The organism is Frondihabitans sp. PAMC 28766 (assembly GCF_001577365.1).
Lineage (GTDB): Bacteria > Actinomycetota > Actinomycetes > Actinomycetales > Microbacteriaceae > Frondihabitans.
Map to the genome: position 1 here is coordinate 3733623 of NZ_CP014513.1, position 24120 is coordinate 3757742.

The window sequence follows — 24120 nt, forward strand, 5'->3', positions numbered from 1 at the left end:
TAGTGCTTTCACGCCTCGTCTGCCCACCGTAACGAGGTGGACGCTCACGTGTCACGTGATGTTCTCCGATTCGCCCGACTGTGACGTCATTCACACGAGAGACCGGCGACATCACACGCCCTTCTCAGACATGAGCGGCGTGGCGGCCACGCTCGCCGCCCCGACGACATCGGCGCCGGCCGAGCGCGCTGCCCGGACGGCCTCGGCGAGGCTGGCCCCGGTCGTCGTGACGTCGTCGACGACGACCACGCGCCGCCCGGCGAGGCGAGGCGAGGCCCGCATGCTGCCTCGCCGGGCGTCGGCCCGCTCGGCCCGCGACCGATGCTTCTGCGACCCCGTGGCGCGCAGGATCCGCAACCCCGGCCGGAAGGGCACCCTCCCTGCGGCCTTCAGCAGCAGCTCGACGGGCTCATAGCCGCGCACCCGCCGCCCCCGGGCCGACCCCGGCACCGGCAGAACCTCGGCGTCGGGCCAGGGCTCGAGCGCCCGCGCCATGGCCGGGCCGAGGGGCCGGGCGAGCCGGAGGCGGCCCTGCTGCTTGAAGGCGAGCACGACGTCGCGCACCATGCCCTCGTAGGTCAGGACCGTTCGCAACGGTGTGCCGTCCGGCAGCCGCGTGACGTGCGCCGGCGGAGGCGAGGCGAGCGTCGCACGGCACCGGGTGCAGAGCTCGACGTCGGCGCGGCCGCAGCCGGCGCAGTCACAGGGCGAGACGAGCGCGAGGGCGCCTCGGAGGGAGTCGACCAGCCAGGGCGGAAGAGAACGGGACATGGCTCGAAGGTGGCAGCCATGGCATCCTGCGGCGCCGTGAAGAACGAATCTGTGGACGACCGGCGGTTCTCCACAGGCCGATCGGGAGAGGACGTCAGCGCTGCGTCGCGAGCAGTTGCGCGGTGATTCCGGTGTCTTCCCAGCCGTTGCCGCGCGGCTCGAGGATGCCGCCGTCGGACGTCAGGACGCGCACGCGGTCGACCCCGTTGCCGCCCACGATGTCGACGCCGGTGCCCGTCGGGCGGCCGAGGTCGGTGGACTCCCCGCCCACGTCGTGCTCGGAGACCATCGAGTCGCCGGCGTTGTCGGTCGACAGCGTGGCGACCGTCAGCTCGTCGACCCAGGTGACGGCCACGGGGGTGCCCGTCGGCGCCGTGATGTCGAGGGCGTCGCCGAGGCCTGTCGGCACGTGCTTGCTGTCGCGGAGGATCGCCGCGACCAGGAGGCGGGTGGTGCCGTCGGCGTCGAGCAGCATCGCGATGCGGGTGCCGTCGCGCGAGATCTTGAAGGCGACGAGCTGTTGGTCGGCCGGCAGCGAGGTCGTGATCGTGTGCGGGGTGCCGTCGATGCCGTAGGCGGTGATCGAGCGCGGATCGGTCGACTGGGCCGACCAGACGTAGCCGAGGCTGTCCATGGTGGGCGCCACGAGCCCCGGCCTCGGGTCGAGTTTCGTGGTCGTGCCGTTGCCCTGCACGGCGGAGACGCCGACCGCGGTGCCGACGGCCGCGACGCCCTCTTTGGCGGAGTACTCGACCGAGGTGGGGTGCAGCGCGACGACGGCCTTCGAGAGCCCGCTGATCTGCGCGACGCTCGTCGACGACCCGAAACCGAACTCGTCTTTCACCAGGATCAACGGCCGAGCGTCGACCGGAGGGTCGGTCGACGCGACCGAACCCGCGTCGTCGGGGATCGAGAGGTGCGCGCCGTCGACGCTGATGTCGACGGCACTGACCGTGGCCACCGTCGAGAAGCTCGCGACGAGCTGGGCCCGCATGCGGGATCGCTCGGTGGCGTCGGCCGACCCGGCATCGCCCGAGAGGTCGACGTGGGCCGTGCCCGAGTCGATCGTGACCGAGTCGAGGGCCAGCTGCGTGCCCTCGGGGAAGGCCGACACGACCGCCCCCCGCAGCCACTTCGAGGGCCCGGCCAGCAGCGCCTCGGCGATGCGGGTCGTGGTCGACGACCGCGCCAGGAACCAGCGCTCGTCGGGCACCAGGTAGGTGTACGTCGGGTCATAGAAGTACACCGCGTGCGGGCGGAAGACCAGGTCGAAGTTGGCCGTCGTCAGCACGATGCCGGGTGGCGCGTACGACAGGCGCCACTCGGTGCCGACCTTCTGCAGACGGAAGGTCAGGGTGGAGTTCGTCGACGGCTGCGACTCGGTGTAGTGGCCGCTGGCATCGACCGTCGCCGCCGTCTGCACCGTGTAGGTGACCTGTGTGGGCGACTGCGCGGTGACGGTGCCCGAACCCTGCCGCACGATCACGCTGGCCCGCGGGTTCCACTTCGCCGCGAACGACTTGGTGAGGTATTCGCGAGCGACCCCGTAGTTGCTCTGCGAACCGGTGCCCGCCTCGATGAAGTCGCGCACGATGCGCTCCTGGTCGCTGCCCGCGACGGGGCCCGACGGCAGGTACTCGATGTCGCTCTGCACGTTGCTGGTGATCTTCTGGCCGGTCTGCACGCCGCCGCCGGAGGGCAGGTTGGCGCAGCCGGCGAGCGCGACAGCCAACAGGATGCCGAGGGCGACGGCGACCGCGCGGCGCGGACGAATCACGAGGCACCCCCTTCGAGAACGGGCCGGTCGAGCGCTGCCGCGTCGGCATCGGGCCAGTCGACACCGATCGGAGACGACAGGATCAAGGCGCCGTGCGTCCGCGGCAGGGTCACGACGAACCGCGTGCCGATGCCGAGTGCCGAGCGAACCTCGAGACGACCGCCGTGCAACTGGGCGTCCTCACGGCTGATCGAGAGGCCGAGTCCGGTGCCGCCGATGCTGCGCTGACGCGAGGGGTCGGCCCGCCAGAACCGGTCGAAGACCCGCTCGACGCTCTCCGGGCTCATGCCGACCCCGTGATCGTCGACGGCGATCGCGACGGCCTCGGCGTTGCTGTCGACCGTGACGACGATCGTGCGACCCTCACCGTGCTCGATCGCGTTGCCCAGGAGGTTGCGCAGCACCCGCCGGACCCGCCGAGGGTCGACCTCGGCCTCGAAGTAGCCGCCCCGGCCGTCCACCGAGATCTGCGAGCCCGCGCTGGCCGCGAGCGGGCCGAACTCCTCGACGCTCTCTTCGACCAGGTGCACGAGCACGACCGGCTCGATCTCGAGTTCGACGGCGCCCGCGTCGAACCGCGAGATCTCGAGCAGGTCGGCGAGCAGCAGCTCGAACCGGTCGACCTGGGTGTGCAGCAACTCGGCCGTCCGTGCCGAGGGGGCGTCGAAACCATCTCGATTGTCGAACAGCAGGTCGCCGGCGAGCCGGATCGTGGTGAGCGGGGTGCGCAGCTCGTGCGACACGTCGGAGACGAACCGCTGCTGCATGCGCGAGAGGTCGGCGAGCTGCTCGATCTGTCGCTGCATCGCGTCGGCCATGCCGTTGAAGGAGCGGCCCAGGGTGGCGATGACATCCTGCCCCGCCTCGGGGATCCGCTCTTCGAGGTGGCCGGCGGCGATCTTCTCGCTCGTCTCGGCCGCCACCCGGATCGGCCCGACCACCAGCCGCACCACCACGTAGGTGATCGCGGCGATCAGCAGCACGAGCGCGATCGAGCCGATGGCGAGGGTCTGCTGCATGAAGTCGAGCGTCTTCTGGGCGTCGCTCAGATCGTAGACGAGGTAGAGCTCGTACTGGCCGGCGGTGGGCACGTCGAGAGTCGACCCCACGGCGAGACCCGGCTGGGTGCCCTGACTGGTCGAGAGCGACACGGCCTGGAAGTGCAGCGAGTCGGTGTTCTTCTCGACGGCCGCCCGGAGCTCTTTGGAGATGGCCGAGTTGGGGAAGTCGGGGCTCGCGATGTTCTGGATGGTCTGGCTCGTGGTCTGGCCCGGCGAGCGCAGGATCGCGATGCTCGTGCCGCCGGGGCTCGACGTCGACGACAGGATCGCCGACTGGGCCTGGTTCTGCAGGCCGTCGAGCTCGACCTGGTTGTTGTCTTCGGTCGCCGTGGCGGAGTCGAAGATGCTCTGCGCCAGCACGGTGGCGCGCTGCGACTCGGACTCGATCTGCTGGCGGCGCTGCTCGTAGATGTTGTTGCTGATCGAGATCGAGATCGACGCGCCGATGACCGTCACTGCGATCCCCGAGAGGATCACGGTGATCGCGATCGTGCGGAACTCCAGCGACGAGCGCCACAGCCCGAGCACCCGGCGAGGCCAGCTGCGCCAGCGCAGCGATCTCACGGCTGTGCCCTCACGGTGTCGACCTCTCGGTGGCCCTCATGCCGTGGCGCTACGACGCACTCGTGCCGGCCCGGTAGCCGACTCCGCGCACGGTGCTGACGATGCGCGGGTTGTCGGGGTCGTGCTCGACCTTCGCGCGGAGACGCTGCACGTGCACGTTGACCAGCCGTGTGTCGGCCTTGTAGTGGTAGCCCCAGACCTGCTCGAGCAGCATCTCGCGCGTGAAGACCTGCTGCGGCTTCGACGCGAGCGCGAGCAGCAGCTCGAACTCGAGCGGGGTGAGGTTGATGACCGCGTCTCCGCGACGCACCTCGTGCGCCGCGACGTCGACCGTGAGGTCGCCGACAGCGAGGGTGTCGCCCGACTGGTCGGGCGCCGGTCGCAGCCGCGTGCGGATTCGCGCGACCAGCTCTTTCGGGTTGAACGGCTTGACGACGTAGTCGTCGGCCCCGACTCGAGGCCGCGCACCACGTCGGTGGTGTCGCTCTTGGCCGTGAGCATGATGATCGGCACGCCGCTCTCGGCACGGATGAGGCGACAGACCTCGATGCCGTCGATGCCCGGCAGCATGAGGTCGAGCAGCACGAGGTCGGGCTGGGTGCTCGTGTAGGCGGCGAGGGCTGCGGCGCCGTCGCCGCAGAACGACGGCTCGAACCCCTCGGCGCGAAGCACGATGCCGATCATCTCGGCGAGGGCGGGATCGTCGTCAACCACCAGGATGCGCGGGTTCATGGTCTCCAGAGTCGGTACAGGTGCGACCACAGTAGCGAATGGAGCCGAGGATCAGGGGTACCGCCCACGGCGATCGGCCCGAAAGCGGGTCGCGGTGGAATCATGGACCAGCCGATGAGGGTCATGGGCGCGACGAAACCCCGGGGGAAGCCATGAGCGACGACCGCTACAACGGGCCGCCGCCCGGCTACGGGCCTCCTCCGGGTTGGGGCCCGCCGCCCGGCGCTCAGCCCCCGGGATATGGCGGGCCGCCCTCCGGGTTCGGGCCGCCTCCCGGCTATGGGCCGCCGCCCTGGGGCCCTCCTCCCCGCCGGCCCCGAAGCCGGGCGTGATCCCCCTCCGCCCCCTGCAGGTCGGCGACGTCCTCCGCGGCTCCTTCGGGGTGATCCGCCGCAGCCTCCGCACGACGGTCGGCACGGCCCTGCTGTTCGTGCTGCTGATGTTCGTCGTCTTCGGCGGTCTCTTCGCTGCCGTCTTCGCCGTGGTCTTCGTGCCGGCGTCGCATCACCAGGCGCCGTCGGTCGGGGCGATTGTCGGCGTCGCAGCGCTCTTCGTCTTCGCCGTCGTCGTCGTCTGGGTCGGCGAGGCGGTCCTCCTGGGGGTGCTCACGCTGGCCGCCGCGCGACAGGTCGTCGGCGAGCGGGTGCGGCTGCCGGCCCTCCTGCGGCAGGCGAGGGGCCGCATCCGCGCGCTGACCGGCTTCTTCCTGCTGATCGGCGCCGCGGCCTTCGTCGCGTTCGCCGTGATCGGCGGCCTGTCGGCTCTCCTGATCGCCAGCGGCACGACAGGCGGTGCGGCCGGCGGCGGCGCCCTCTTCGTAGTCGGATTCATCGCCCTGGAGGTGGCGGCCGTCTGGATCGGCGTCAAGCTGTGCCTCGTGCCCAGCGTCCTGATGCTCGAGCGTCGGCCGCTGCGTGCGGCGATCGCCCGGTCGTGGCGCCTCACCCGGCACCGCTTCTGGCCGACGCTCGGCACGATCCTGCTCGTCGGCCTGATCATCTACGGCGCGACTCTTATCGTCACGATTCCGTTCTCGTTCGCGGGGTCGTTCAGCGTCGGCATCAGCGGCCACGTGGGGTCGTCTCACACCACGGTCTCCGCGCCCGACTGGAACATGTTCAAGACCTACGGCATCCTCCTCGGCATCGGACAGCTCGTCTCGGCCGTCGTCACAGCGATCGGCCTCGCGCTCGAAACGGCTGCCGTCGCGCTCGTCTACGTCGACCTGCGGATCCGCGCAGAGCGCCTGGACGTGCAGCTGGTGCGATACACCGAGCAGCGCGACGCCGGGCAGGAGGGGCTGCCCGATCCGTTCGCGGCCCCTGATCCTGGTGCCGCGGCGGCACCGCTGAATTAGCTGCGAACGAGCCGGGCGATCGCGGCGGAGGCCTCGCGCACCTTCTGGTCGGCGACGTCGCCGCCCTCGGCCACGGCTTCGGCGACGCAGTGCGCCAGGTGGTCGTCGAGCAGTTGCAGGGCGACGGTCTCGAGTGCCCTCGTGGCGGCGCTGACCTGAGTCAGGATGTCGATGCAGTACGTATCGTCTTCGACCATGCGCTGGAGGCCCCGCACCTGGCCCTCGGCCCGCTTCAGCCGCTTGAGGATCTGGTCTTTGTCGCCGCTGTATCCGTGTTGCACCGTGCCGCCTCTCGCCGTACCCCCATGGGGTATGCACACTCTACGCGCCGTGCCGCCGTGCCCCGTGCTCCGTGCCCCGTGCCCCGTGCCCCGTGCCGAAAATCGGTTTCGGCCGCCGCCACGCTCGAGGGACGGGACGTAGTGCTATCTCGTCGAAAGGAACGTGCGGCCGCCCCACGCACCGCAAGACTCCGCCGACCGGCACAGGCTCTAGCCCGCGGGCTAGATCGTGTGCCGGTCGGCGGAGTTCAGTTCAGGGGGGCGGGGCCGGGGCTACGCGCGGATGAGCGCGAGCACGGTGTCGCGCACGCGCTCCATGCCGGCGGGGGTTGCGGCCTCGGCGTTCAGGCGCAGCAGCGGCTCGGTGTTCGAGGGGCGCACGTTGAACCACCAGAACTCGCCCGAGCCGTCGGTGCCCGAGACGGTGAGGCCGTCGAGCTCGTCGAACTCGCCCACGCCCGAGTACGCGTCGACGATGCGCGCGTACGCCGCGGGCACGTCGGTGACGGTCGAGTTGATCTCGCCCGAGGCGGAGTAGGGCGTGTACCGGTCGGTGAGCTGCGACAGCGGCGCCGTGCCCGAGCCGAACTCGGCCAGCACGTGCAGGGCTGCGAGCATGCCGTTGTCGGCGCCCCAGAAGTCTCTGAAGTAGTAGTGCGCCGAGTGCTCGCCGCCGAAGATCGCGCCGGTGGCCTTCATCTCGTCTTTGATCAACGAGTGCCCGACGCGGGTGCGGACGGGGTTCGCCCCGGCGTTCACGATCGCCTCGGGCACTGCGCGAGACGTGATCAGGTTGTGGATGACGGAGATCGGAGCGGTGGGATCCAGGGCACGCACCCGCGCGATCTCGCGCACGGCCACGATCGCGGCCACGGCCGACGGGGTGACGGCGTCGCCCTTCTCGTCGACCACGAAGCAGCGGTCGGCGTCGCCGTCGAAGGCCAGCCCGAGGTCGGCGCCGTGCTCGACGACGGCCTTCTGCAGGTCGACGAGGTTCGCCGGCTCGAGCGGGTTCGCCTCGTGGTTGGGGAAGGTGCCGTCGAGCTCGAAGTAGAGCGGGATGATCTCGATGGGCAGCTTGGGCAGGCCGGCGGCCGTGCCGAGGACGGCGGGCACCGTGAGGCCGCCCATACCGTTGCCGGCGTCGACGACGATCTTGATGGGCCGGATCGACGAGAGGTCGACCAGCGAGCGCAGGTACGAGGCGTACGACGGCAGTGCGTCGAACGGGGTCACCGTGCCGGGCGAGTCGACCGACGAGATGCCGGAGGCGAGGAACCCTGAGGCGCGGTCACGGATCGACGAGAGCCCGGTGTCGAGGCTGATGCCCTGAGCGCCCGCTCGTGAGAACTTGATGCCGTTGTAGGTGGCCGGGTTGTGGCTCGCCGTGAACATGGCCGCGGGGGCGTTGCGAGACCCCGACGCGAAGTAGGTCTCGTCGGTCGAGCAGAGACCGAGCAGCGTGACGTTCGCCCCTCGAGCCGTGGCGCCGGCGCCGAACGCTGCGGCGAAGGTCGGCGAGGAGTCGCGCATGTCGTGGCCGACGACGATCTCGGTGGCATCGGGCGACGAGGCTGCGATCTCGTCGGCGAAGGCGGCACCGAAGGCCTCGACGACTTCGGGCGTGAGCTGCGAGCCCACCAGGCCTCGAACGTCGTACGTCTTGACGAAGGCGGTGAGGTCTAACGGCGTCTCAGAAGTCATTCCCCAAAACTACATGCCGCACGACCTGCCACCCCTGCGGCGCACTCAGCCGCTCGGCGTGCTTCTCGCACAGGTCGTAGCCGTGCGGCTCGACCGTGCTGCTCAGAGGGCCCACGACCGCCATCGAATCGGCGTAGTCGTACGTGAGAGTCGCCACCGCCTCGTTGTGGCAGGTGACCTTGCTGCAGGGGCGACCGTTCATATCCTGATCACCATAACCCCGACAGGCGCAGGATCCGGGGAGGCGGCCCGGCCACGCCCGCGCGACTACCATGGGCGAATGGCCACGCCCCCACGCGCACGCCCCACGGGGCGAGCGGCTTCGCGCGATCGTCACGGCCGAGGCCTGCGCTCGTCGGCAGCCGGCCCGCACCTGCCCTTCCTGCGGACGCGCGTCGACCTGTTCGACGACATCGTCGCGCAGACGGCGCAATATTTGAAAGAGCTGTGGCCCGACGAGCTTGAGGACGTCACGTTCGAGATCGCCGGCCTGCCCTCCGGTCGGCCCGAGCGCTCGTTCGAGCGGTGGCACGTCGACGCGATCCGGCGCACGGTCACGCTCTACCGCCTGCCGATCGAGCGCCTCGCCCGCACACGCGAATCGCGACAGGCGGTCGACGCCGAGTGGGATCACCGCGTGCTCGTCGAGGGCTACGTCTTCCGGGCCGTCGGCGACCTCATGGGCAAGGACCCCTGGGACCTCGCCCCCGACCGCTACCGCCAGTAGCGAGCCGCTCGGCCCGCAATCCGCCTCACGGGTAGACGGTCACCGGGGACGCCGCGGCGGTCGGGCCGAAGAGCGCGTATGCCGCGATCTGCCCCGCACCGGCGTAGCTGACGGCTCCGTGAAGACCGCTGGCCTTGGTCAGCGTCATCACCGAACCGGGTTGCAGGCGCACGACGGACAACGAGTTGGCGGGCACCGAGATCGTCGTCGAGGTGCTCTTGCCGGTGCCGCCGACGTGCGCCAGAGTGGTCGTGATCGCCTTGGCTGTCGGGTTCGACAGCGAGAGCTGGATGTTCTGCCCCGGCGCGACCGTGAACATCGTGTCGGTGCCGAGGCTCGGCGCCCCGCCCGTCCACGCCACGTCGATCCCACCGTCGGGTGCGATGCTCGATGTACGAGCCCCGGCGACCACCGGCTGCGACGAGCGCACCGTCGCCGTGTAGAGCCCGTCGGCCAGCCCGTCGAGCGAGACGTCGGTGACCCGACCCGCCTCGGCCGTGGCGGTGAAGGTCGTACCGGTGCCGTTGGCCGTCGCCAGCTGCACCGTCACCTGGGCATTGGTCGTGCCCGGCACGAAGGTGCGGAGGATCGACTTCAGGTCGGCGTAGCCCGCCTGCCCGGTCTTGGCCTGCACCTCCGCCCCGTCGCGGATCACGATGCCGGGCACCGTCACCACTTTCGACGGTGCCGCCGACGCACTCACGATGTCGGCGCCACCGGCCTCGAGAGTGCGGACGACGCCCACCTGCAGCGACGCCGCGATGAGGCCGCCGCGGCTGGTGACGTGAACCACCGGCGACACGAGCCCGGTTTGGAACCCGGAGAGCGGCACCAACTTCTGGCTGCGCGGGGCGACGACGATGCCCTGGAGGCCAGGGCCGTCGACGGCGCCATTCTCGGCGAAGACGTTCAGGTCGACCGTCGAGTTGACGTCGGAGGGGTTGACGAGGTCGATGAGGGTGGTGCGGCCGGTCTCGGTGGAGCCGCCGACGAGCCACGTCGACGACGTCGGCTCGGCGCAGGGGGCCACGGCGAACCCGCGCAGGTCGGTCTCGGCGACGCTCTGGCTCTGGGATCCTGCGACCTGCGGAACCTTTTCGTCGGTCGCCTTCGCGGTGACCGACTGGGGGTGCGACGAGGCGCCGTCGGCCCCCTTCAGCGTGCCGGTGGTGGGTGTGACCGAGTCGCCGGCGCCGGTCACCGTGTTGGCCGCCCCGATCGCCGTGACGGTGGTCGCTGAGGCGCCGCTGTCGCCCGCGAGGCGCAGCAGCGACCCCGAGCAGACGCGCTGCTGGTCGAGCGCGACCGGTTTCACGAGGCGACCCGCCGGGGTCTCGGCGAGGCTCGGCAGCGGGACGGCCGAAGCGCTGACGACGACGACGGCGCCGACGGCGAGAGCCACGACGCCGATCGCTGCGCGGATTCCGGTGCGGACGACGCGGCGGCTATTCATCTCTCTCCTCGTCGAAGGTGGTGGCGGGCAGCTCGTTCTCGAGGCGGCCCGTGCGGGCACGGCGGCGACGGGGAGTCGTCGGGATGGCCAGCAGCAGGGCCGAGCCGAAGATGATCGCCCAGCTGATCAGCACGATCGGCCGCAGCGGGCCGTCTGCGGGCGTCGCCCGGGTGCGCTCGGTCGCGTCGGTGTAGCGCCAGAGCAGGCCGGAGGTCGTGTCGCCGACCGGCAGGAAGCGCGCGTTGCCGTCGAGCGCCTGCGACGAGCGCTGCTCGAGATCGCCGGCCGCACCGCCGTCCTTGGTGGACGACAGCAGCACGAAGCCGATGCCGAGCTCGGAGAGGTCGTGCTGCGGGTCGAACCCCGAGCGGCTCACCAGGTTGCCGGCCAGGATCGTGAGGTCGCGGCTGTGCGACGACAGCTGCTGCTGGGTCGAGTCGAGGGTCGACTGCGCGTCGAGCGTCTCGCCCTGGCCGCGCTGCAACGACACCGAGAGCGACCCGTCGGGCTGGGGGCTGAGCACGAGGGTGCCCACGTCGGGCTTCGCGACGGCCTCGGCGGTGACGTACGCCGAGAGGATCCTGCCGGTCGACGGAATGACGGCACCGGTGCCGACGAGCGTGGCGATGATGAGAGGCACCGAGGCCGCGATCCCGACGACGCCGAGCAGCAGGCCGACCGGCGGCGTGAAGCGCGGGATGCGGTCGAGGCTGACGGCGGCCGCGCCGACGAGGCCGGCGAAGTAGACCGAGAGACCCGCGCCCGCCCAGATGCCGGTCGTCGTCGAACCGACTCCGGTGATCAGCACGTGCGTGCTGGCGACGGCGGTGACGTAGCCGAGGAGGGCGACCGCGAGGCACGCGAGGGCCCGGCCGCGGGTGGGCAGGAAGACCGAGCAGGCCGCCAGGATGCCGAGGGGCAGCATCGCGAGCACGATGATGATCGCCATGGTCGCGCCGGTGATCCCGACCCCGCCACGAGCGACGTCCAGCCGTTCAGGCCGGTCTCGGGCGAGCCGAGGGCCAACTGCAACGGGGAGGCGGCGGCGCTGCGGGTCGGCACACCGGGGTCGGCGAAGATCGCCCACCAGGTGCCGCGGCCGATCTGGGCGACGGCGAGCGGTGCGAACAGGGCGATCGCGGGCAACGGGATCGCGAGCATGCGATGCGTGCCGCGCGGCCGCGTGGCGATGGCGCCGAGCCAGCCGATCACGAGGGCCGGGATCAGCGACGGGGTCGCGCTGGCGACGACGGCGAACAGGATCGAGGCGGTCGCCCCCGCCGACCACGATCGGGCCGACGACACCATGGCGAGCACGAGGAAGGGCAGCGCCGCGTGCGCGACGACGGCGCCGAGGTGCCCGGTCTGAAGACCCGAGAGGACGGGCGGCGAGACCGCGTAGACGAGGGCTGCGACCGAGGGCACCCAGGAGCGCTCGGTGATCCTTCGCGCAGCCAACCAGGCCCCGAGAGCCGACACCGGCAGCGCGACGAAGAAGAAGATGACGATCGCGGTGGACGGCGACCAGAAGGTGATCGAGCCGAGCACGGCCACGATGCCGGCGAACGGGTCGGAGGGCCCGACGAAGCCGGTGCCGATCTCGTGCCAGCCGTAGCCGACGGCGTGCCAGAGGGCCCCGAGAGTCGTGCTGACCGGCAGCAGGCCGCCGCCGGTCACCGCGGGCGAGCCGAGCAGCGGGAAGAAGGCGACGACGCCGACGACGACGGCGAAGAGGAAGACCCAAAGGCCGCCCGACGAGATGAACCCGGCCTTCGCCACGGCTGCGTCTTCGGCGGTGGCCAGCAGAGCATCGCGCTCGGAGACACGGCGCTCTCGGATGCGGGCCCAGTCAGCGCGCAGGGGGTCGACGGCGCCCCAGCCGAGCTTCTTCGACCGGCCGAGGGCGATTCGGGCGGGCCCGACGTGCGAGCGCCCGAACGCTGTGCCGAGCGCCGTGCGGAATTCACCGACGACCGCGCCGGGATTCTTGGCGAGCAGGTGCCAGACCGAGCGGATGATCGCCAGGGGCACGAGGCTCAGCCAGTGGAAGGGCAGAGCCCAGCTGGGCGAGTAGACCAGGCGGCGGTGCAGCTGGGCACCGCGTCGAAGGCGGGATCGGCGGGCATGGCCGCCGGGCTTGCGACCGAAGTCTTCGGGGTTGCCCTGGCTCAGCACGCGCGCCGACGGCACGAGCACGACGCGGTGCCCGGCGAGGCGGGCCCGTGTCGAGAAGTCGAGAGAGGCGTCGATGTGCGGCAGGCCCGGGTCGAAACCGCCGAGCGCCGTCCACACCGAGCGGCGCACGAGCATGCCGCCGGCCGCCACACCGAGCACGTCGGCCTGGACGTCGTGCTGCGCCTGGTCGAGCTCACCCGAAACCAGGGCGAGCGAGGCGCCGAAGCGCGTCATCGTCTCGCCGAACTCGGCGATGACCCTCGGCTCGTCCCAGCGCATCAGCTTGGGGCCGGCGACGGCGACCGACGGGTTGACCTCGACCGTGGCCATCAGCTCTTGGAGGGCGACGTCTTCGGGGGCGTTGTCGTCGCCGAGAATCCAGAGCCACTCGTCATCGGCGTCGGCGCCCTGGGCGCCGGGGCCCATCACTCGCAGGGCGTGCGTCACCGCGAGACCGAGGGTGGTGGCGCCCGGAGCCGAGGTGAGCTGGGCCGCACCCGACAGGGTCAGGCGACCGGCTGCGGATCCTGCGCCCCCCGTGTCGACGACGACCAGCTGCTCAGGAGGTCGCGTTTGGCGCGACAGCCCGTCGAGGGTTCTGTCGAGGGTGGTCGCCCCGCCGGGGGCGACGAGGATCGCTGTGACTCTCGGCTGCATGACGGTGAGACTCTAAGGGGCCGGAAACGCCGAGAGGCGCACCCCGTGGGCGCGCCGTCTCGATTCATAGCAAGGCGGGGATCAGGCCCGCTTGCGAAGCTTTCTGCGCTCGCGCTCGGAGAGCCCGCCCCAGATGCCGAAGCGCTCGTCGTTCTGCAGCGCGTACTCGAGGCACTGGGCCTTCACGTCGCACGAGGCGCAGATCTTCTTGGCGTCGCGGGTCGAGCCGCCCTTCTCAGGGAAGAACGCCTCGGGATCGGTCTGGGCGCAGAGCGAGTCTGCCTGCCAGGACAGCTGGCTCTCGTCGGTCTCGACGCCCTCCGGCGCCGACGAGCGAACCCCTGGGACACCCAGCAGGATCGGATCGACGTGCCAGTCTTCGGGTACAGAGCCGCTTCGGTCGTGGATGGCCATTGCGCATCTCCCCTCGTCTGCATTCGCTTCCCCGGCGGTCGCGATACCTGTAATTACACTCGTGTAACTAGGGGTACGTCAAGTCGAGCATCATAAAACCCTCGACCCCCGAGTGAGGGTAATTTGCGTCTCGGGCGTGTCGCGTGTCGGCGACTCGGCGGACAGAACGGGGGACACGGTCAGGCCGCGGACTTCCGCGCCTCCCACGCGCTCGACACCATCTCGAGCAGGGTGTGACGCATCTTCCAGTCGAGGTCGCGGCCCGCCAGGACGCCCTCCGCGACGATGCGATCGGGGTCGCCAGGGCGGCGTGGTGCGATCTCGGGCGTGAACGCGATGCCTGTCCCCTCGGCCATGGCGTCCATGATCTGCCTGACCGAGACACCGTCGCCCGAACCCAGGTTGTAGGCCGGCTCCAGCGTCTCACCCGCATCGAGCCGGCGCGCGGCGACCGCGTGCGAGACCGCGAGGTCGGCGACGTGCACGTAGTCGCGCACGCAGGTGCCGTCGGGGGTGTTGTAGTCGTCGCCGTTGATCCGCGGCGTCTTCCCGTCGAGCAGTGCCTGGAAGACCAGCGGGAAGAGGTTGTGCGGGCTGGCGTCGTACAGGTCGCTCTCGCCCGAGCCCACCACGTTGAAGTACCGGAGGCTCGTGTGGCGCAGCCCGGTCGCCGTGCCCTGGTCGCGCAGCAGCCACTCGCCGATCAGCTTCGACTCGCCGTAGGGCGACTCGGGCGCCTTGGGCGTGTCTTCGGTGACAGTGTCGAAGTCGGGCGTGCCGTAGACGGCGGCACTGGAAGAGAAGACGATGCGGTCGACCCCGTGATCCTGCATCGCCTCCAGCAGTCGTGCGGTGCCGGTGACGTTCTGCTCGTAGGTGTGCAGGGGGCGCTGCACCGAGACGCCCGCGTACTTGAAGCCGGCGACGTGGACGACCCCGGTGACGCCGTGCTCGGCGATCGTCTCGCCGATCAGCTGCCGGTCGAGGATGGTGCCGCGCACGAAGGGGACGCCCTCGGGCACGAACGACTCGATGCCCGACGAGAGGTCGTCGAGCACGACCGGCTCGAGACCCTCCTTCGCAAGCGCGCGCACGACATGGGATCCGATGTAGCCGGCACCGCCGGTGACAAGCCAAGACATGAGGCAAACCTACCGGCTCGAGCATTTATGGCAGGATCTGGACGAGTCTCACTTTTCTGCCACGCGCCCATGCCCAGGAGGTCCGCCATGCTCCGCTCCGTCGCCGTCCTCGCCGTCGAGGGCCTCCCGCCGTTCGAGTTCGGCGTCGCCTGCGAGGTCTTCGGCATCGACCGGCGCGACACCGGCGGCCCCGCCTTCGACTTCCGCGTGGTGACGGCGCACCCCGGCCGGGTCCGCACGAGCCTCGGCTTCGACCTGGTCGTCGACGCCGGCCTCGACCAGGCGGAGGACGTCGACCTGGTCGTCGTGCCCGCCCACGGGACCGGCGCCGTCGATCCTGCCTACGTCTCGTTCCTGCGCGACGCGCACGCTCGTGGCGCGACGATCCTGAGCATCTGCAGCGGCGCCTTCGTGCTCGCCGCCACGGGCATTCTCGACGGAAGGCGGGCTGCGACGCACTGGATGCATGCCGACGAGCTGCATCGGCAGCACCCGCTCGTCACCGTCGACCGTGACGTGCTGTTCGTCGACGAGGGCTCGATCGTGACGAGCGCCGGCACCTCGGCCGGCATCGACGCGGCCCTGCACGTCGTGCGTCGCGAGCTCGGCGCGGGCCCCGCGAACGCCATCGCCCGGCGAATGGTGATCCCGGCGCAGCGCGAGGGCGGCCAGGCGCAGTACATCGCCCAGCCCGTGCCCGAGCGCCGCACCGAGTCTCTCGCCGGCGTCACCGACTGGATGCTCGACCACCTCGACCGCGACCTCACCGTCGACGAGCTCGCGCGACGCGCCCTGATGTCGCCGCGCACCTTCGCGAGGCGCTTCCGTGCCGACATCGGCACAACGCCCGCCGCCTGGCTGAACCGGCAGCGGCTGCTGCGCGCCCAGCACCTGCTGGAGGCCACCGACGACACCCTCGACGCCATCGCCACGGCCACGGGGTTCGGATCGGCCGCCGTGCTGCGCCACCACTTCGCGCGCACGCTGCAGACGACGCCCACGGCCTATCGCCGCGCCTTCGCCGCCTAGCCCCTCCTCCCCCTCCCTCCGTTTTACCTATAGGCAAGCGTTTGCCCCACAGAAGTTTCTGTGCGGCAAACGCTTGCCTATAGGTAAAACGGAGGGGGGAGGGGGCTAGGCGGAGGTGGCGACAAACGCCTCGCCGGTGCCGGTGACCGCCAGGCGCCACTCGTCGGGCGTGACGTAGACGGCCTCGCCGCGGCTGACGCGGACGTTGCCGTCCTGCCCCTTCAGGTGCAACTCGCCGTCGGTGACCAACACGATCGAGGGGCCGCCGAGGGGCACGACGGCGCCCGACTCGCCGGGCACGACGTGCAGCAGTGCGAACCCGACGTCGGTCGGGTCGAACCGCTCGACACCTGCGCCCTGCTCGGTCGGCCGCAGGTACGGCAGCGGCAGAGGCTCGAACTCGAGGACGGTCAAGAGCTCGGCCACGTCGACGTGCTTCGGTGTCAGGCCGCCGCGCAGCACGTTGTCGCTCGGCGCCATCAGTTCGATGCCGAGGCCGCCGAGATAGGCGTGGATGTTGCCGGCGGGCAGGAAGAGCGCCTCGCCGCGCTTCAGCGTGACCCGGTTGAGCAGCAGCGAGATGACGACGCCCGCGTCGCCCGGGTAGAGCCCGGCGAGCTGCGCCACCGTCGCCACGCTCGGAGAGACGCCACCGCCCGCGGCGACCTGCGCCGCGGCGAGCTCACCGACAGCGGCGATGGTCTCGTCGGCCGACTCGTCGTCGAACAGCCACGCCACGGTCGATTCGAGCGACTCGGACAGGTGCTCGCGCAGGGCGGCGAGGCGACCGGATCCTGCGTCCACGGCCTCTACGTCGGCGAGCGCTTCGTCGACCGGCCGGAACCCGCACAGGGCGTCGAACGTCTCGCTGAGCGCGTAGATGATCTCGGGCTTGGGGAAGGGGTCTTTGTAGTTGCGCTCGCTCGCGACGAGCGGCACGCCCTCGCGGTTCTCGCGGGCGAACCCCTGGCGCGCCTGCTCGGGCGTCGGGTGGGCCTGGATCGACAGGGGCGACGCCGCGGCGAGCACCTTCATCAGGAACGGCAGGTGTCGGCGGCCCTGCCCGAGGGCGCGTTCGGGCTCGGCCTCGATCCAGTCGGCGAGGGTGGCGGCGCCGTCGACCACCGCCGGGTTCACCACGATGCTCGGCGACGCGGGGTGCGCGCCCAGCCAGAGCTCCGCCTCGGGGCGCCCCGACGGGGTGCGGCCCAGCAGCGTCGCTATGGCGTCGGTCGAGCCCCACGCGTAGTCGCGAGGGACGTTGGTGATGGGAAGGAACATGGGTGCTACCTCGAGGGAAGGATCGGTGCGGTCGTCGCCCACGCTACCAATCGGCTGACGCCCCGGCCTCGTCGTCTACCGTGGCCTTATGACGTCCCTCCCCCTCGCGCGGCCCACCGTCCGCGACGGCGACCACGCACCGCGCGAGTCGATCGCTCTCGCGACCGCCCTCTTCCTCGTCCTGTTCGGCGGCGACGCGCTGCGCAACTCCGTGGGCTGGACCGCGTGGGGGATCATCGCGGGGCTGCTCGCCGCGGCGTCGATCGTCGTCAGCGTCCGGCATCGGCTGCCGCTCAACAGGATCCCGTGGCCGCTGGTGGCGCTCCTTCTCACGATGGTGCTCTCGATCCTGTGGTCGGACTACCCGACGGGCTCCCTCCTGGGCGTCGGCTCGCAGCTCATGACCACGGCCGCGCCCCTGGCGATGGCGTCGACTCTCACCTGGCCGGCCATCGTGAAGGCGCTGGGGCGGGCCCTTCGCATCATCGTGGTGCTGTCGCTGCTGTTCGAGCTGTTCGTGTCGCTCGTCGTGCGCCACCCGATCTGCCCGATCTACACCCGGTCGCTCTGCGTCGGGCACTACCCGGCCGCCTTCGACTGGAGCCGCGACAACCTCTTGCACGGCGGCCCCATCGGCGGTCTGCCCGGCAACAGCAACCTGCTCGCGATCTTCGCCCTTCTGGCCCTCGTCGTGACGGCCGTCGAAGCCGCCGACCGTTCGATCACGCGTGTGACCGCCTGGGTGGGGATCGTCTCTGCCGTACTCGCCTACGGCCTCACGCGGTCGTCGACCGTGCTGGTCTGCACCCTCGCCTGCGCCGTCGTCCTCGGCGTCGCCCTCATGATCCGTCGCAGCTCGCACCGGATGCGGCGCATGGTGTACCCCGCCGCCCTCGTCGTGATCCTGGCGCTCGCGGCCCTCGCGCTGGTCTTCAACAAGCCGCTGCTGCACCTGCTCGGCAAGAGCTCGACCTTCACCGGGCGGCGCACCATCTGGCAGAGCGTCTACGAGCTGGCCATCCAGAGGCCCGTCGCCGGCTGGGGCTGGACGGGCTGGTGGCAGCCCTACCTCGAGCCGTTCAAGGGCCTCGCCGTGCGGAACGGGGTCGTCTACCTGCAGGCGCACGAGGCGTACCTCGACATGTTCTTCCAGCTCGGCTGGATCGGCCTCGTCATCTTCCTCGCGGTGATCGTCAGCACCGTCGCCCGAGCCTGGTGGTGGGCGACCGACCGCCGCATGCTGGCGGCGGGCCAGCCTGCGAAGTGGTCGGCACGCGACCTGCTGCCGATCCTGCTGCTCGCGGTCATGCTCGTGCACGGGCTCGGCGAGTCACGGCTCAACGTCGAATGGGGCTGGGGTCTCTTGGTCGTGATCTGCCTGGTGACGCGCGTCGACTGGTTCCGGTGGTACGGCGGGCCCCCGCCACGCCAGAAGACCGCGACAGGCGACCCGACGCCCACCAAGGCCGGGGCGACCACCTGACACAATGAGTCGATGACGATTCCCGACGACACGCGCGACCACTGGCGCCGCTACCTGTCGGCGTGGATCGGCTTCTCGGCCGGCGGTCAGTTCAGCCAGGCGCTCTCGGTCGCCATCGTCCTCTACGCGTTCGGCATCAACACGGTGCTGGCGCTGGTCAAATGGCCTGGGTCGCTGGCGATCCTGTCGACCCTCGTCGTGCTCGCCATCCTGTCGCTGGTCGGGGCGCGGCACCGCATCGAGTGGCACGGCCTTCTGCCGGTGTCGCTGATCGCCCTCTTCGCCTACCTCGGCGCCAGCGTGTTCTGGAGCCAGTACACCTGGGTGTCGATCGGCGGCTTCTGCTATTCGCTGGCGTTCGGCATGCTGGGCATGTTCCTCGCGCTCAGCCGTGACCTCGTGCAGGTGATCCGTGCGATGGGCGACGCCTTCCGCATCCTGCTGGCCGTCTCGATCGGCCTGGAGGTGCTGAGTGGTCTGCTGATCGACACCCCCATCTCGTTCCTCGGCATCCAGGGCAACCTCGCGCACGGCGGGCCGATCCAGGGCATCGCGGGCACCCGCAACTTCCTCGGCTTCCTGGCCGCGATCGGCCTCGTCACCTTCGTCGTCGAGTGGCTGATGAAGTCGGTGACCTGGCCCGTCGCCCTCGCCAGCTCGGTGGGGGCCGCCGCCGTGGTGTTCTTCGCGTCGTCGCCGGTGACGTCGATCGCGATCGTGGTGCTGGTCATCGCGACGATCGCGCTCTGGATCCTCCGCCGCGCCCCGGCCGAGCGACGGCCCGTCGTGCAGGGGGTGCTGCTCGTGCTCGTGGTGACCGGGCTCGTGCTCGCCTATGTCAGCCGGGCCCGCCTCATCGCCGCCATCGGCGCGCGCTCCGACCTCAACACGCGCCTGTCCCTCTGGGGGGCCATGAGGCCCTTCATCGACCTGCACTCGATGATCGGCTGGGGGTACGTCGGCAAGTGGCCGAACGACATCATCCCGTTCGAATTCCTCACCGTGCCCGGCGGGCGGCCGTCGGCCTCCGGCCTCGGGGCGTTCTTCGACGCCTGGCTGCAGATCGGTGCGTTGGGCGTGATCCTGCTTCTGATCGCCGGCACGCTCGCCTTCCTGCGGGCCTGGACGACGGCGTCGAGCCACCCGATCGTCGCCTACGTGTGGCCGCCGCTCGTGCTGCTGCTGATCGCCGTGACTGACACGGCCGAGAGCTTCGTGCTCGACGAGGGCACGCTCATGGTGTTCGTCGCCATCGCCACGGTGTCGGCACGCAAGAGGTCGTGGCGGTCCCGGCTCGCACCGTTGCCCGGGCGCACGGGGCCGACGCCGACTCTGCCCGGTGCGCGGGAGTCCTGACCGAGCGGCGGCACCAGAGCGGTGTCGGCGGCGCTACTTCACGGTGACGGTCTGGCAGCCGAGCAGCGTGTGCCCTCCCCCGGCCGAGTCGAGCCCGTAGGCGCATACCCGATGCTCGCCCGCCGTCACCGTCTGCTTCGCCACGTAGCCGTGCAATGCCGACCGCAGCTTGTACGCGGCGGCGACATCGGGCCTTGCCGTCGACGCCTTCGCCACCGACCCTGCCGCGTCGACGTAGATCGCAACCGAGATGGACGACGCGGTGTCGGGATCGAAGGCCCACCCGCGCTCACTCACCGTGGGCCCGGACACCGCGACGGAGTCGAGCCGGCCGACGGGCAGCCGGTCAGTGGTGACCGTCGTGCACGAGAGGAGCGCGTTCGACCCCGGCGTGCCCAAGACGTCGAGTCCGTAGACGCAGACCTGGTGCTTTCCCAGAGTGGTCTTCACGGTCGTCGCGAAGCCGTGAGCCGCACCGTAGAGCGGGTACGCGAGCGCGATGTCCGAACGGGCGGCCGAGGCGTTGGCGACGGCGGTGCCCTTGCCGTCTACGTAGACGGCCACGCGGGTCGAGGCCGTCGTGTCGCCATCGATTGCCCAGCCGCGCAGGCTGATCGACGTCGGCGTGGTCGTGACCGACTCGACTTTGCCGGCCGGAGAGCTGCCGATGACGATGACCGTCTTGCAGCCCACCGAGGCGTCGGATCCGCGCCCGACGTTGATGCCCTGGACGCAGATGGTGTGCGTGCCCGCCGACGCCGCCACGACGGCCGCATAGCCGTGGGCAGAACCGAGACCCGGGTGCGCAGCAGCGACATCCGGTCGGGAGAGCGCAGCCGTGATCGTCGTGGGCTTGCCGCCGTCGACGGTGACGCGGGCACCGATCGACGCGCTCGTCTCCGGGTCCGCAGCCCAGCCGACGACGCGGACGCCCGCCGGGGCGGCAGAGACGGAGTCCACGGATCCGATGGGCGAGGCCGACGTCACCGTCGCCGACGTGCACGAGATGGGCTGGGCTGTGCCCGCGGTCGCCCCGCCGGAGACACAGACGGCGTAGGTGCCCGCCGGTGCGCCGATCGTGCCGGAGAAGCCGTGCAGGGCGCCGGCCGCCGGGTAGGCCGCGCCGACGTCGGGCCGCGACAAGTTCGCCGTCAGGGTGCTGGCGGTGCCTGCCGCACTCACGACGACTGTGGCCGTCTTGGTCGGCGTCGTCGAGGAGAATGCCCAACCGCGGACGGTCAGCTGGCCGAGACCGCCCGTGACGGCGTCGACGTGACCGACGACGGGGTCGGATGCGACGATCGTCGGCGACCCGAACCAGTCGGTGAAGTACACCCAGAAATTGCGGTTGCCGTACGACGAGCAGCTGTCGCCCGTGCCCCGCAGGTTGGCGAGAGCCGCCGCGTTCGGGGTGTACGGCGTGTAGTAGTAGAGGTCGGCCGTGGCCTGGTTCTGGATGGTCACCCTGGCGACGCCGCAGGGCGAGTTCGGGCTGTAGGCGATGGACGCCGTCGTGCCAGGCTTGTAGGCGGTGAAGGCTGCCGACGTGCCTGCCGGATTCGCGTAGCGCTTGAACTGCCAGGCGGCCCAGTAGAGCTGGTTGTAGAGCCCACTGTAGGTCGTGTTGCACCCCGAGCCGTCCGGGCAGCCGTAGCCCATGGCGCGCGCCAGAGCCGTGGTCGAGGGCGCGGTCGCGGTGACGAGCCCCTGTTCTTTCTGCAGGGTCACGAGGAGCACACGCGGGTTGATGCCGCAGGCCGCGGCGACCTTGGCGATGATCTGCGACGCCGGCTCCGACGCCGCCCCGGTGTAGGCCGAGCACATGGCGTCGACCGATCGGCTCGCGGTCGTCTGCCGGTAGTCACTCAGACAGTTGGTGTTGCCGCAGGAGCCCTCCTTCTGAGCGAGAAAGGTCTGGACGGCCGACTGGGTCATGGCGGCGGAGTCGAAGAAGACGGCGTCGCTGACGATGTTGCCAGGGTTGAACGACGACCCGGAAAGCGTGGCCGCCGACGCGGACTGCCCCAGCATCGCGGCCGCCAGGCCGCCGATGACGGCGAGGGCGACCGCGATGCCGAGTTGTCGCCTCACTTGACTGTGACTGTGACGCACTTCAGCGTGGGGTTGCTGCCCCCGCTGGTGTCGATCCCGTAGGCGCAGACGCGGTGCTTGCCGCTGGTCGTGGTGAGGGAGACCTTGTAGCCGTGCAGGGCACCGGCACCCGCATAGACCTTCGCCACATCGGGGCGTGAGACGTTCGCCGTGACTTGTGCCCCCGCGGCGTCGACGTAGACCGCGACGCGCGTGGAGGTCGTCGGGGTGTCCTCGTCGATCGTCCAGCCGGTGGCTGTGATCGTCTTGCCCGAGACCGTCACTGAGTCGAGTCGGCCGATGGGCGGCTGGTTGACGACGACCGTGCGGCACACGCCGAGCCGGGGGTTCGACGCAGCGGCGCCCACATTGATGGCGTACGCGCAGACGGAGTGCGTCCCCTGCTTTTCGGACAGAGTGACCGAGAAGCCGTGATTCGACCCGTAGTTCGGGAATCGCGCGCCGACATCGGCTCGGGCGGCGTTCGCGGTGGCCATTGTGCCCTTGCCGTCGACATACACGGCGACGTGGATCGGCGACGAGGTGTCTCCGTCGAGTGCCCAGCCCTTAAGGGTCACGGTCTTCGGGGTGGACGAGACAGAGTCCAAGCCGCCGATGGGGGTGGAGCCAGCCGAGGTGCCGGTGCCGCACTGTGACAGCAGGTCGTTCGAACCGGCGCCGACGTTGATGCCGTACACGCAGACCTTGTAGGCACCCTCCGCGGCGGGGATGACCGCGTCGAAGCCGTGCAGGGCGCCGTCCGCCGGATACTGGGTCGCCACGTCGGGCCTCGAGAGGTTGGCCTTCAGGTTGTAGCCCTTTGCACCCAGGTAGACAGCGACCCCGATGGAGCCCGTGGAGTTGGGATCGATCGCCCAGCCGCGCACTTCGATGCCGCCGGGAACGGTCGAGACCTCGTCGACACTGCCCTTCGGCGACTGCAGGCTCGCCGGGACAGCCAGCCCGGCGAGGGCGGTCGATCCGCCGTTGATGACGTCCTGGTCGCCGGGGAAGGCGCCCGCGTCGGCGTACTGCCAGATCGTCCAGCTCGACCAGCTCTTCGGAAGGGTGCCCGGGCCGGCCGACAGCGCGGGGCCGTAGTGGGCGATGAAGAGCGGGTTGTGGCCGAAGGCCGAGCTGTTGCCGGTGCACTTCGACCACCAGTCGGTCGTGGAGTAGATGGCCGGGTACCGGCCCGTCTCGGCGAAGACCTGGTTCGAGAACGACGTGATCCAGTTGACCATCGCGCTCGCGCTCAGGCCGTAGCAGGTGTTCGTCCCGTCAGTGCTGGTGTAGGGGTCGTACTCGATGTCGAGCAGCGGGGCAGCGTCTTGCCGTCAGCTGTCCACCCACCTCCGTTCTTGACCAGGTAGTCGGCCTGGACCGCGCCCGACGACTTGTTGGGCACGGCGAAGGCGTAGGCCCCGCGAACGATGCCCGCGGCGGCGGCGCCGGCGTACTGGCTCGCGAAGGTGCTGCTCTTGTAGGTGCTGCTCTCGGTCGCCTTGATGTAGGCGAACCGCGCGCCGTTCGAGTAGGCGCCTTTCCAATTGACGGTCCCCTGCCAGGCGCTCACATCCATGCCGAGCACCTGCGAGCTGGACGCCGAGGCGTTCGGTGTCGCGAGCAGGGAGTGGAGCTTCGGAGCGGCCGTCGTGGCCTCGTTGACCGGGACAGTCGAGCCCATGGCGTGATCGCCGGCGGCGTTCTGCGTCGCGAGCGAAGGGTTGTCGCCCTGGGTCGCCGTCCCACTGGTCGTGCCGGGCGTCGTCGTGCTCGGCGTCGCAGCAGGCGCCGGTGCCGCCGTCGCGGTCGCAGTTGCGGTCGCGGTCGGAGCAGCTGTGGCGGTCGGAAGAGCCGTCGCAGTCGAAGCAGCCGAAGACGACACGGTCGACGTCGCCGCAGTCGCGGATGCCGCGCCAAGGGCCGACACGGCGCTGACGGCGATGAGGACGCCGACGACGACGGGCGCCAGACGAGACATCACTGGGCGGCTGCCGATGAGGCGGTCGACGACGACCGCCGGAGGGCGAACGGGTGCATCGAAGCGGTAGTCACGTGTGCG

At 70.6% G+C, this 24120-nt stretch carries 17 protein-coding genes and 2 pseudogenes; 5 read left to right on the forward strand and 14 right to left on the reverse strand.

The features are described from left to right. Positions 1 to 111 precede the first annotated feature (111 nt). From AX769_RS17935 to mtrA, 4 genes and pseudogenes are all read right to left on the reverse strand, one after another. Entirely contained in the window at positions 112 to 771 is a 660-nt protein-coding gene (locus AX769_RS17935; RefSeq protein WP_066282004.1) for a ComF family protein, read from the reverse strand. A gap of 94 nt (positions 772 to 865) precedes the next feature. Continuing rightward, positions 866 to 2548: a GerMN domain-containing protein gene (locus AX769_RS17940; protein ID WP_066282006.1), complete on the reverse strand. Its 1683-nt coding sequence runs from the start codon at positions 2546 to 2548 to the stop codon at positions 866 to 868. After that, positions 2545 to 4173 carry an MtrAB system histidine kinase MtrB gene (gene mtrB / locus AX769_RS17945; protein WP_066282008.1) on the reverse strand — a complete coding sequence of 543 codons (1629 nt, stop codon included), beginning with the start codon at positions 4171 to 4173 and terminating at the stop codon, positions 2545 to 2547. Before mtrB ends, AX769_RS17940 begins: the two co-directional genes overlap by 4 nt. Positions 4174 to 4222: 49 nt before the next feature. After that, positions 4223 to 4905, reverse strand: a pseudogene (mtrA, locus tag AX769_RS17950) (MtrAB system response regulator MtrA). 328 nt (positions 4906 to 5233) lie between these two features. On the opposite strand from mtrA, the gene AX769_RS17955 reads away from it, so the two are divergent. Continuing rightward, positions 5234 to 6262, forward strand: coding sequence for a glycerophosphoryl diester phosphodiesterase membrane domain-containing protein (locus tag AX769_RS17955; RefSeq protein WP_066282010.1), 1029 nt, complete (start codon positions 5234 to 5236; stop codon positions 6260 to 6262). On the opposite strand, the gene AX769_RS17960 is transcribed toward AX769_RS17955, so the two are convergent. The 3 genes from AX769_RS17960 to AX769_RS17970 form a co-directional block, all read right to left on the reverse strand. Beyond that, the gene (locus tag AX769_RS17960) at positions 6259 to 6543 is read right to left on the reverse strand and encodes a metal-sensitive transcriptional regulator (protein WP_066282013.1); all 285 of its coding nucleotides are present in this window, start codon (positions 6541 to 6543) and stop codon (positions 6259 to 6261) included. The two genes, AX769_RS17955 and AX769_RS17960, sit on opposite strands and share 4 nt — an antisense overlap. Positions 6544 to 6816: 273 nt before the next feature. Beyond that, the gene (locus tag AX769_RS17965) at positions 6817 to 8247 is read right to left on the reverse strand and encodes a phosphomannomutase/phosphoglucomutase (RefSeq protein WP_066282014.1); all 1431 of its coding nucleotides are present in this window, start codon (positions 8245 to 8247) and stop codon (positions 6817 to 6819) included. After that, the gene (locus tag AX769_RS17970; protein ID WP_369824039.1) at positions 8237 to 8404 is read right to left on the reverse strand and encodes a DUF3499 family protein; all 168 of its coding nucleotides are present in this window, start codon (positions 8402 to 8404) and stop codon (positions 8237 to 8239) included. The genes AX769_RS17965 and AX769_RS17970 overlap by 11 nt, the downstream gene beginning before the upstream one ends. 123 nt (positions 8405 to 8527) lie before the next feature. Between AX769_RS17970 and AX769_RS17975 the strand changes: the two genes are divergently transcribed. Beyond that, on the forward strand, positions 8528 to 8974 hold the full coding sequence (locus tag AX769_RS17975; RefSeq protein ID WP_066282018.1) for a metallopeptidase family protein: 447 nt from the start codon (positions 8528 to 8530) through the stop codon (positions 8972 to 8974). 25 nt (positions 8975 to 8999) lie between these two features. Here AX769_RS17975 and AX769_RS17980 read toward each other — a convergent pair whose 3' ends face one another. From AX769_RS17980 to galE, 4 genes are all read right to left on the reverse strand, one after another. Next, positions 9000 to 10427 carry a DUF5719 family protein gene (locus AX769_RS17980; RefSeq protein ID WP_066282019.1) on the reverse strand — a complete coding sequence of 476 codons (1428 nt, stop codon included), beginning with the start codon at positions 10425 to 10427 and terminating at the stop codon, positions 9000 to 9002. Between the two features lie 801 nt (positions 10428 to 11228). Then, positions 11229 to 13259 carry a glycosyltransferase gene (locus AX769_RS17985; protein ID WP_066282021.1) on the reverse strand — a complete coding sequence of 677 codons (2031 nt, stop codon included), beginning with the start codon at positions 13257 to 13259 and terminating at the stop codon, positions 11229 to 11231. Positions 13260 to 13340: 81 nt separating this feature from the next. Then, positions 13341 to 13673, reverse strand: coding sequence for a WhiB family transcriptional regulator (locus tag AX769_RS17990; protein WP_082763918.1), 333 nt, complete (start codon positions 13671 to 13673; stop codon positions 13341 to 13343). A gap of 179 nt (positions 13674 to 13852) precedes the next feature. Continuing rightward, complete coding sequence (gene galE / locus AX769_RS17995) at positions 13853 to 14815, reverse strand: UDP-glucose 4-epimerase GalE (protein ID WP_066282023.1); 963 nt, start codon at positions 14813 to 14815, stop codon at positions 13853 to 13855. 87 nt (positions 14816 to 14902) lie between these two features. Here galE and AX769_RS18000 point away from each other — a divergent pair, with 87 nt between their 5' ends. Beyond that, positions 14903 to 15844 (forward strand): GlxA family transcriptional regulator, encoded by a 942-nt coding sequence (locus AX769_RS18000; RefSeq protein WP_066282025.1) that lies wholly within the window; start codon positions 14903 to 14905, stop codon positions 15842 to 15844. A gap of 105 nt (positions 15845 to 15949) precedes the next feature. On the opposite strand, the gene manA is transcribed toward AX769_RS18000, so the two are convergent. Continuing rightward, positions 15950 to 17125, reverse strand: coding sequence for a mannose-6-phosphate isomerase, class I (gene manA, locus AX769_RS18005; protein ID WP_066282027.1), 1176 nt, complete (start codon positions 17123 to 17125; stop codon positions 15950 to 15952). 88 nt (positions 17126 to 17213) lie between these two features. Between manA and AX769_RS18010 the strand changes: the two genes are divergently transcribed. Together AX769_RS18010 and AX769_RS18015 are read left to right on the forward strand one after the other, a co-directional pair. Continuing rightward, on the forward strand, positions 17214 to 18608 hold the full coding sequence (locus tag AX769_RS18010; protein ID WP_066282030.1) for an O-antigen ligase: 1395 nt from the start codon (positions 17214 to 17216) through the stop codon (positions 18606 to 18608). Between the two features lie 12 nt (positions 18609 to 18620). Further along, a complete protein-coding gene (locus AX769_RS18015; RefSeq protein WP_066282031.1) occupies positions 18621 to 19964 on the forward strand; it encodes a hypothetical protein in 1344 nt (447 codons plus the stop codon). A gap of 33 nt (positions 19965 to 19997) precedes the next feature. Here AX769_RS18015 and AX769_RS18020 read toward each other — a convergent pair whose 3' ends face one another. Together AX769_RS18020 and AX769_RS18025 are read right to left on the reverse strand one after the other, a co-directional pair. Continuing rightward, complete coding sequence (locus AX769_RS18020) at positions 19998 to 22055, reverse strand: hypothetical protein (protein ID WP_066282032.1); 2058 nt, start codon at positions 22053 to 22055, stop codon at positions 19998 to 20000. Next, a pseudogene (locus tag AX769_RS18025) lies at positions 22052 to 24039 on the reverse strand (lysozyme). The gene AX769_RS18020 and the pseudogene AX769_RS18025 overlap by 4 nt, the downstream one beginning before the upstream one ends. Between the last annotated feature and the right edge of the window lie 81 nt (positions 24040 to 24120).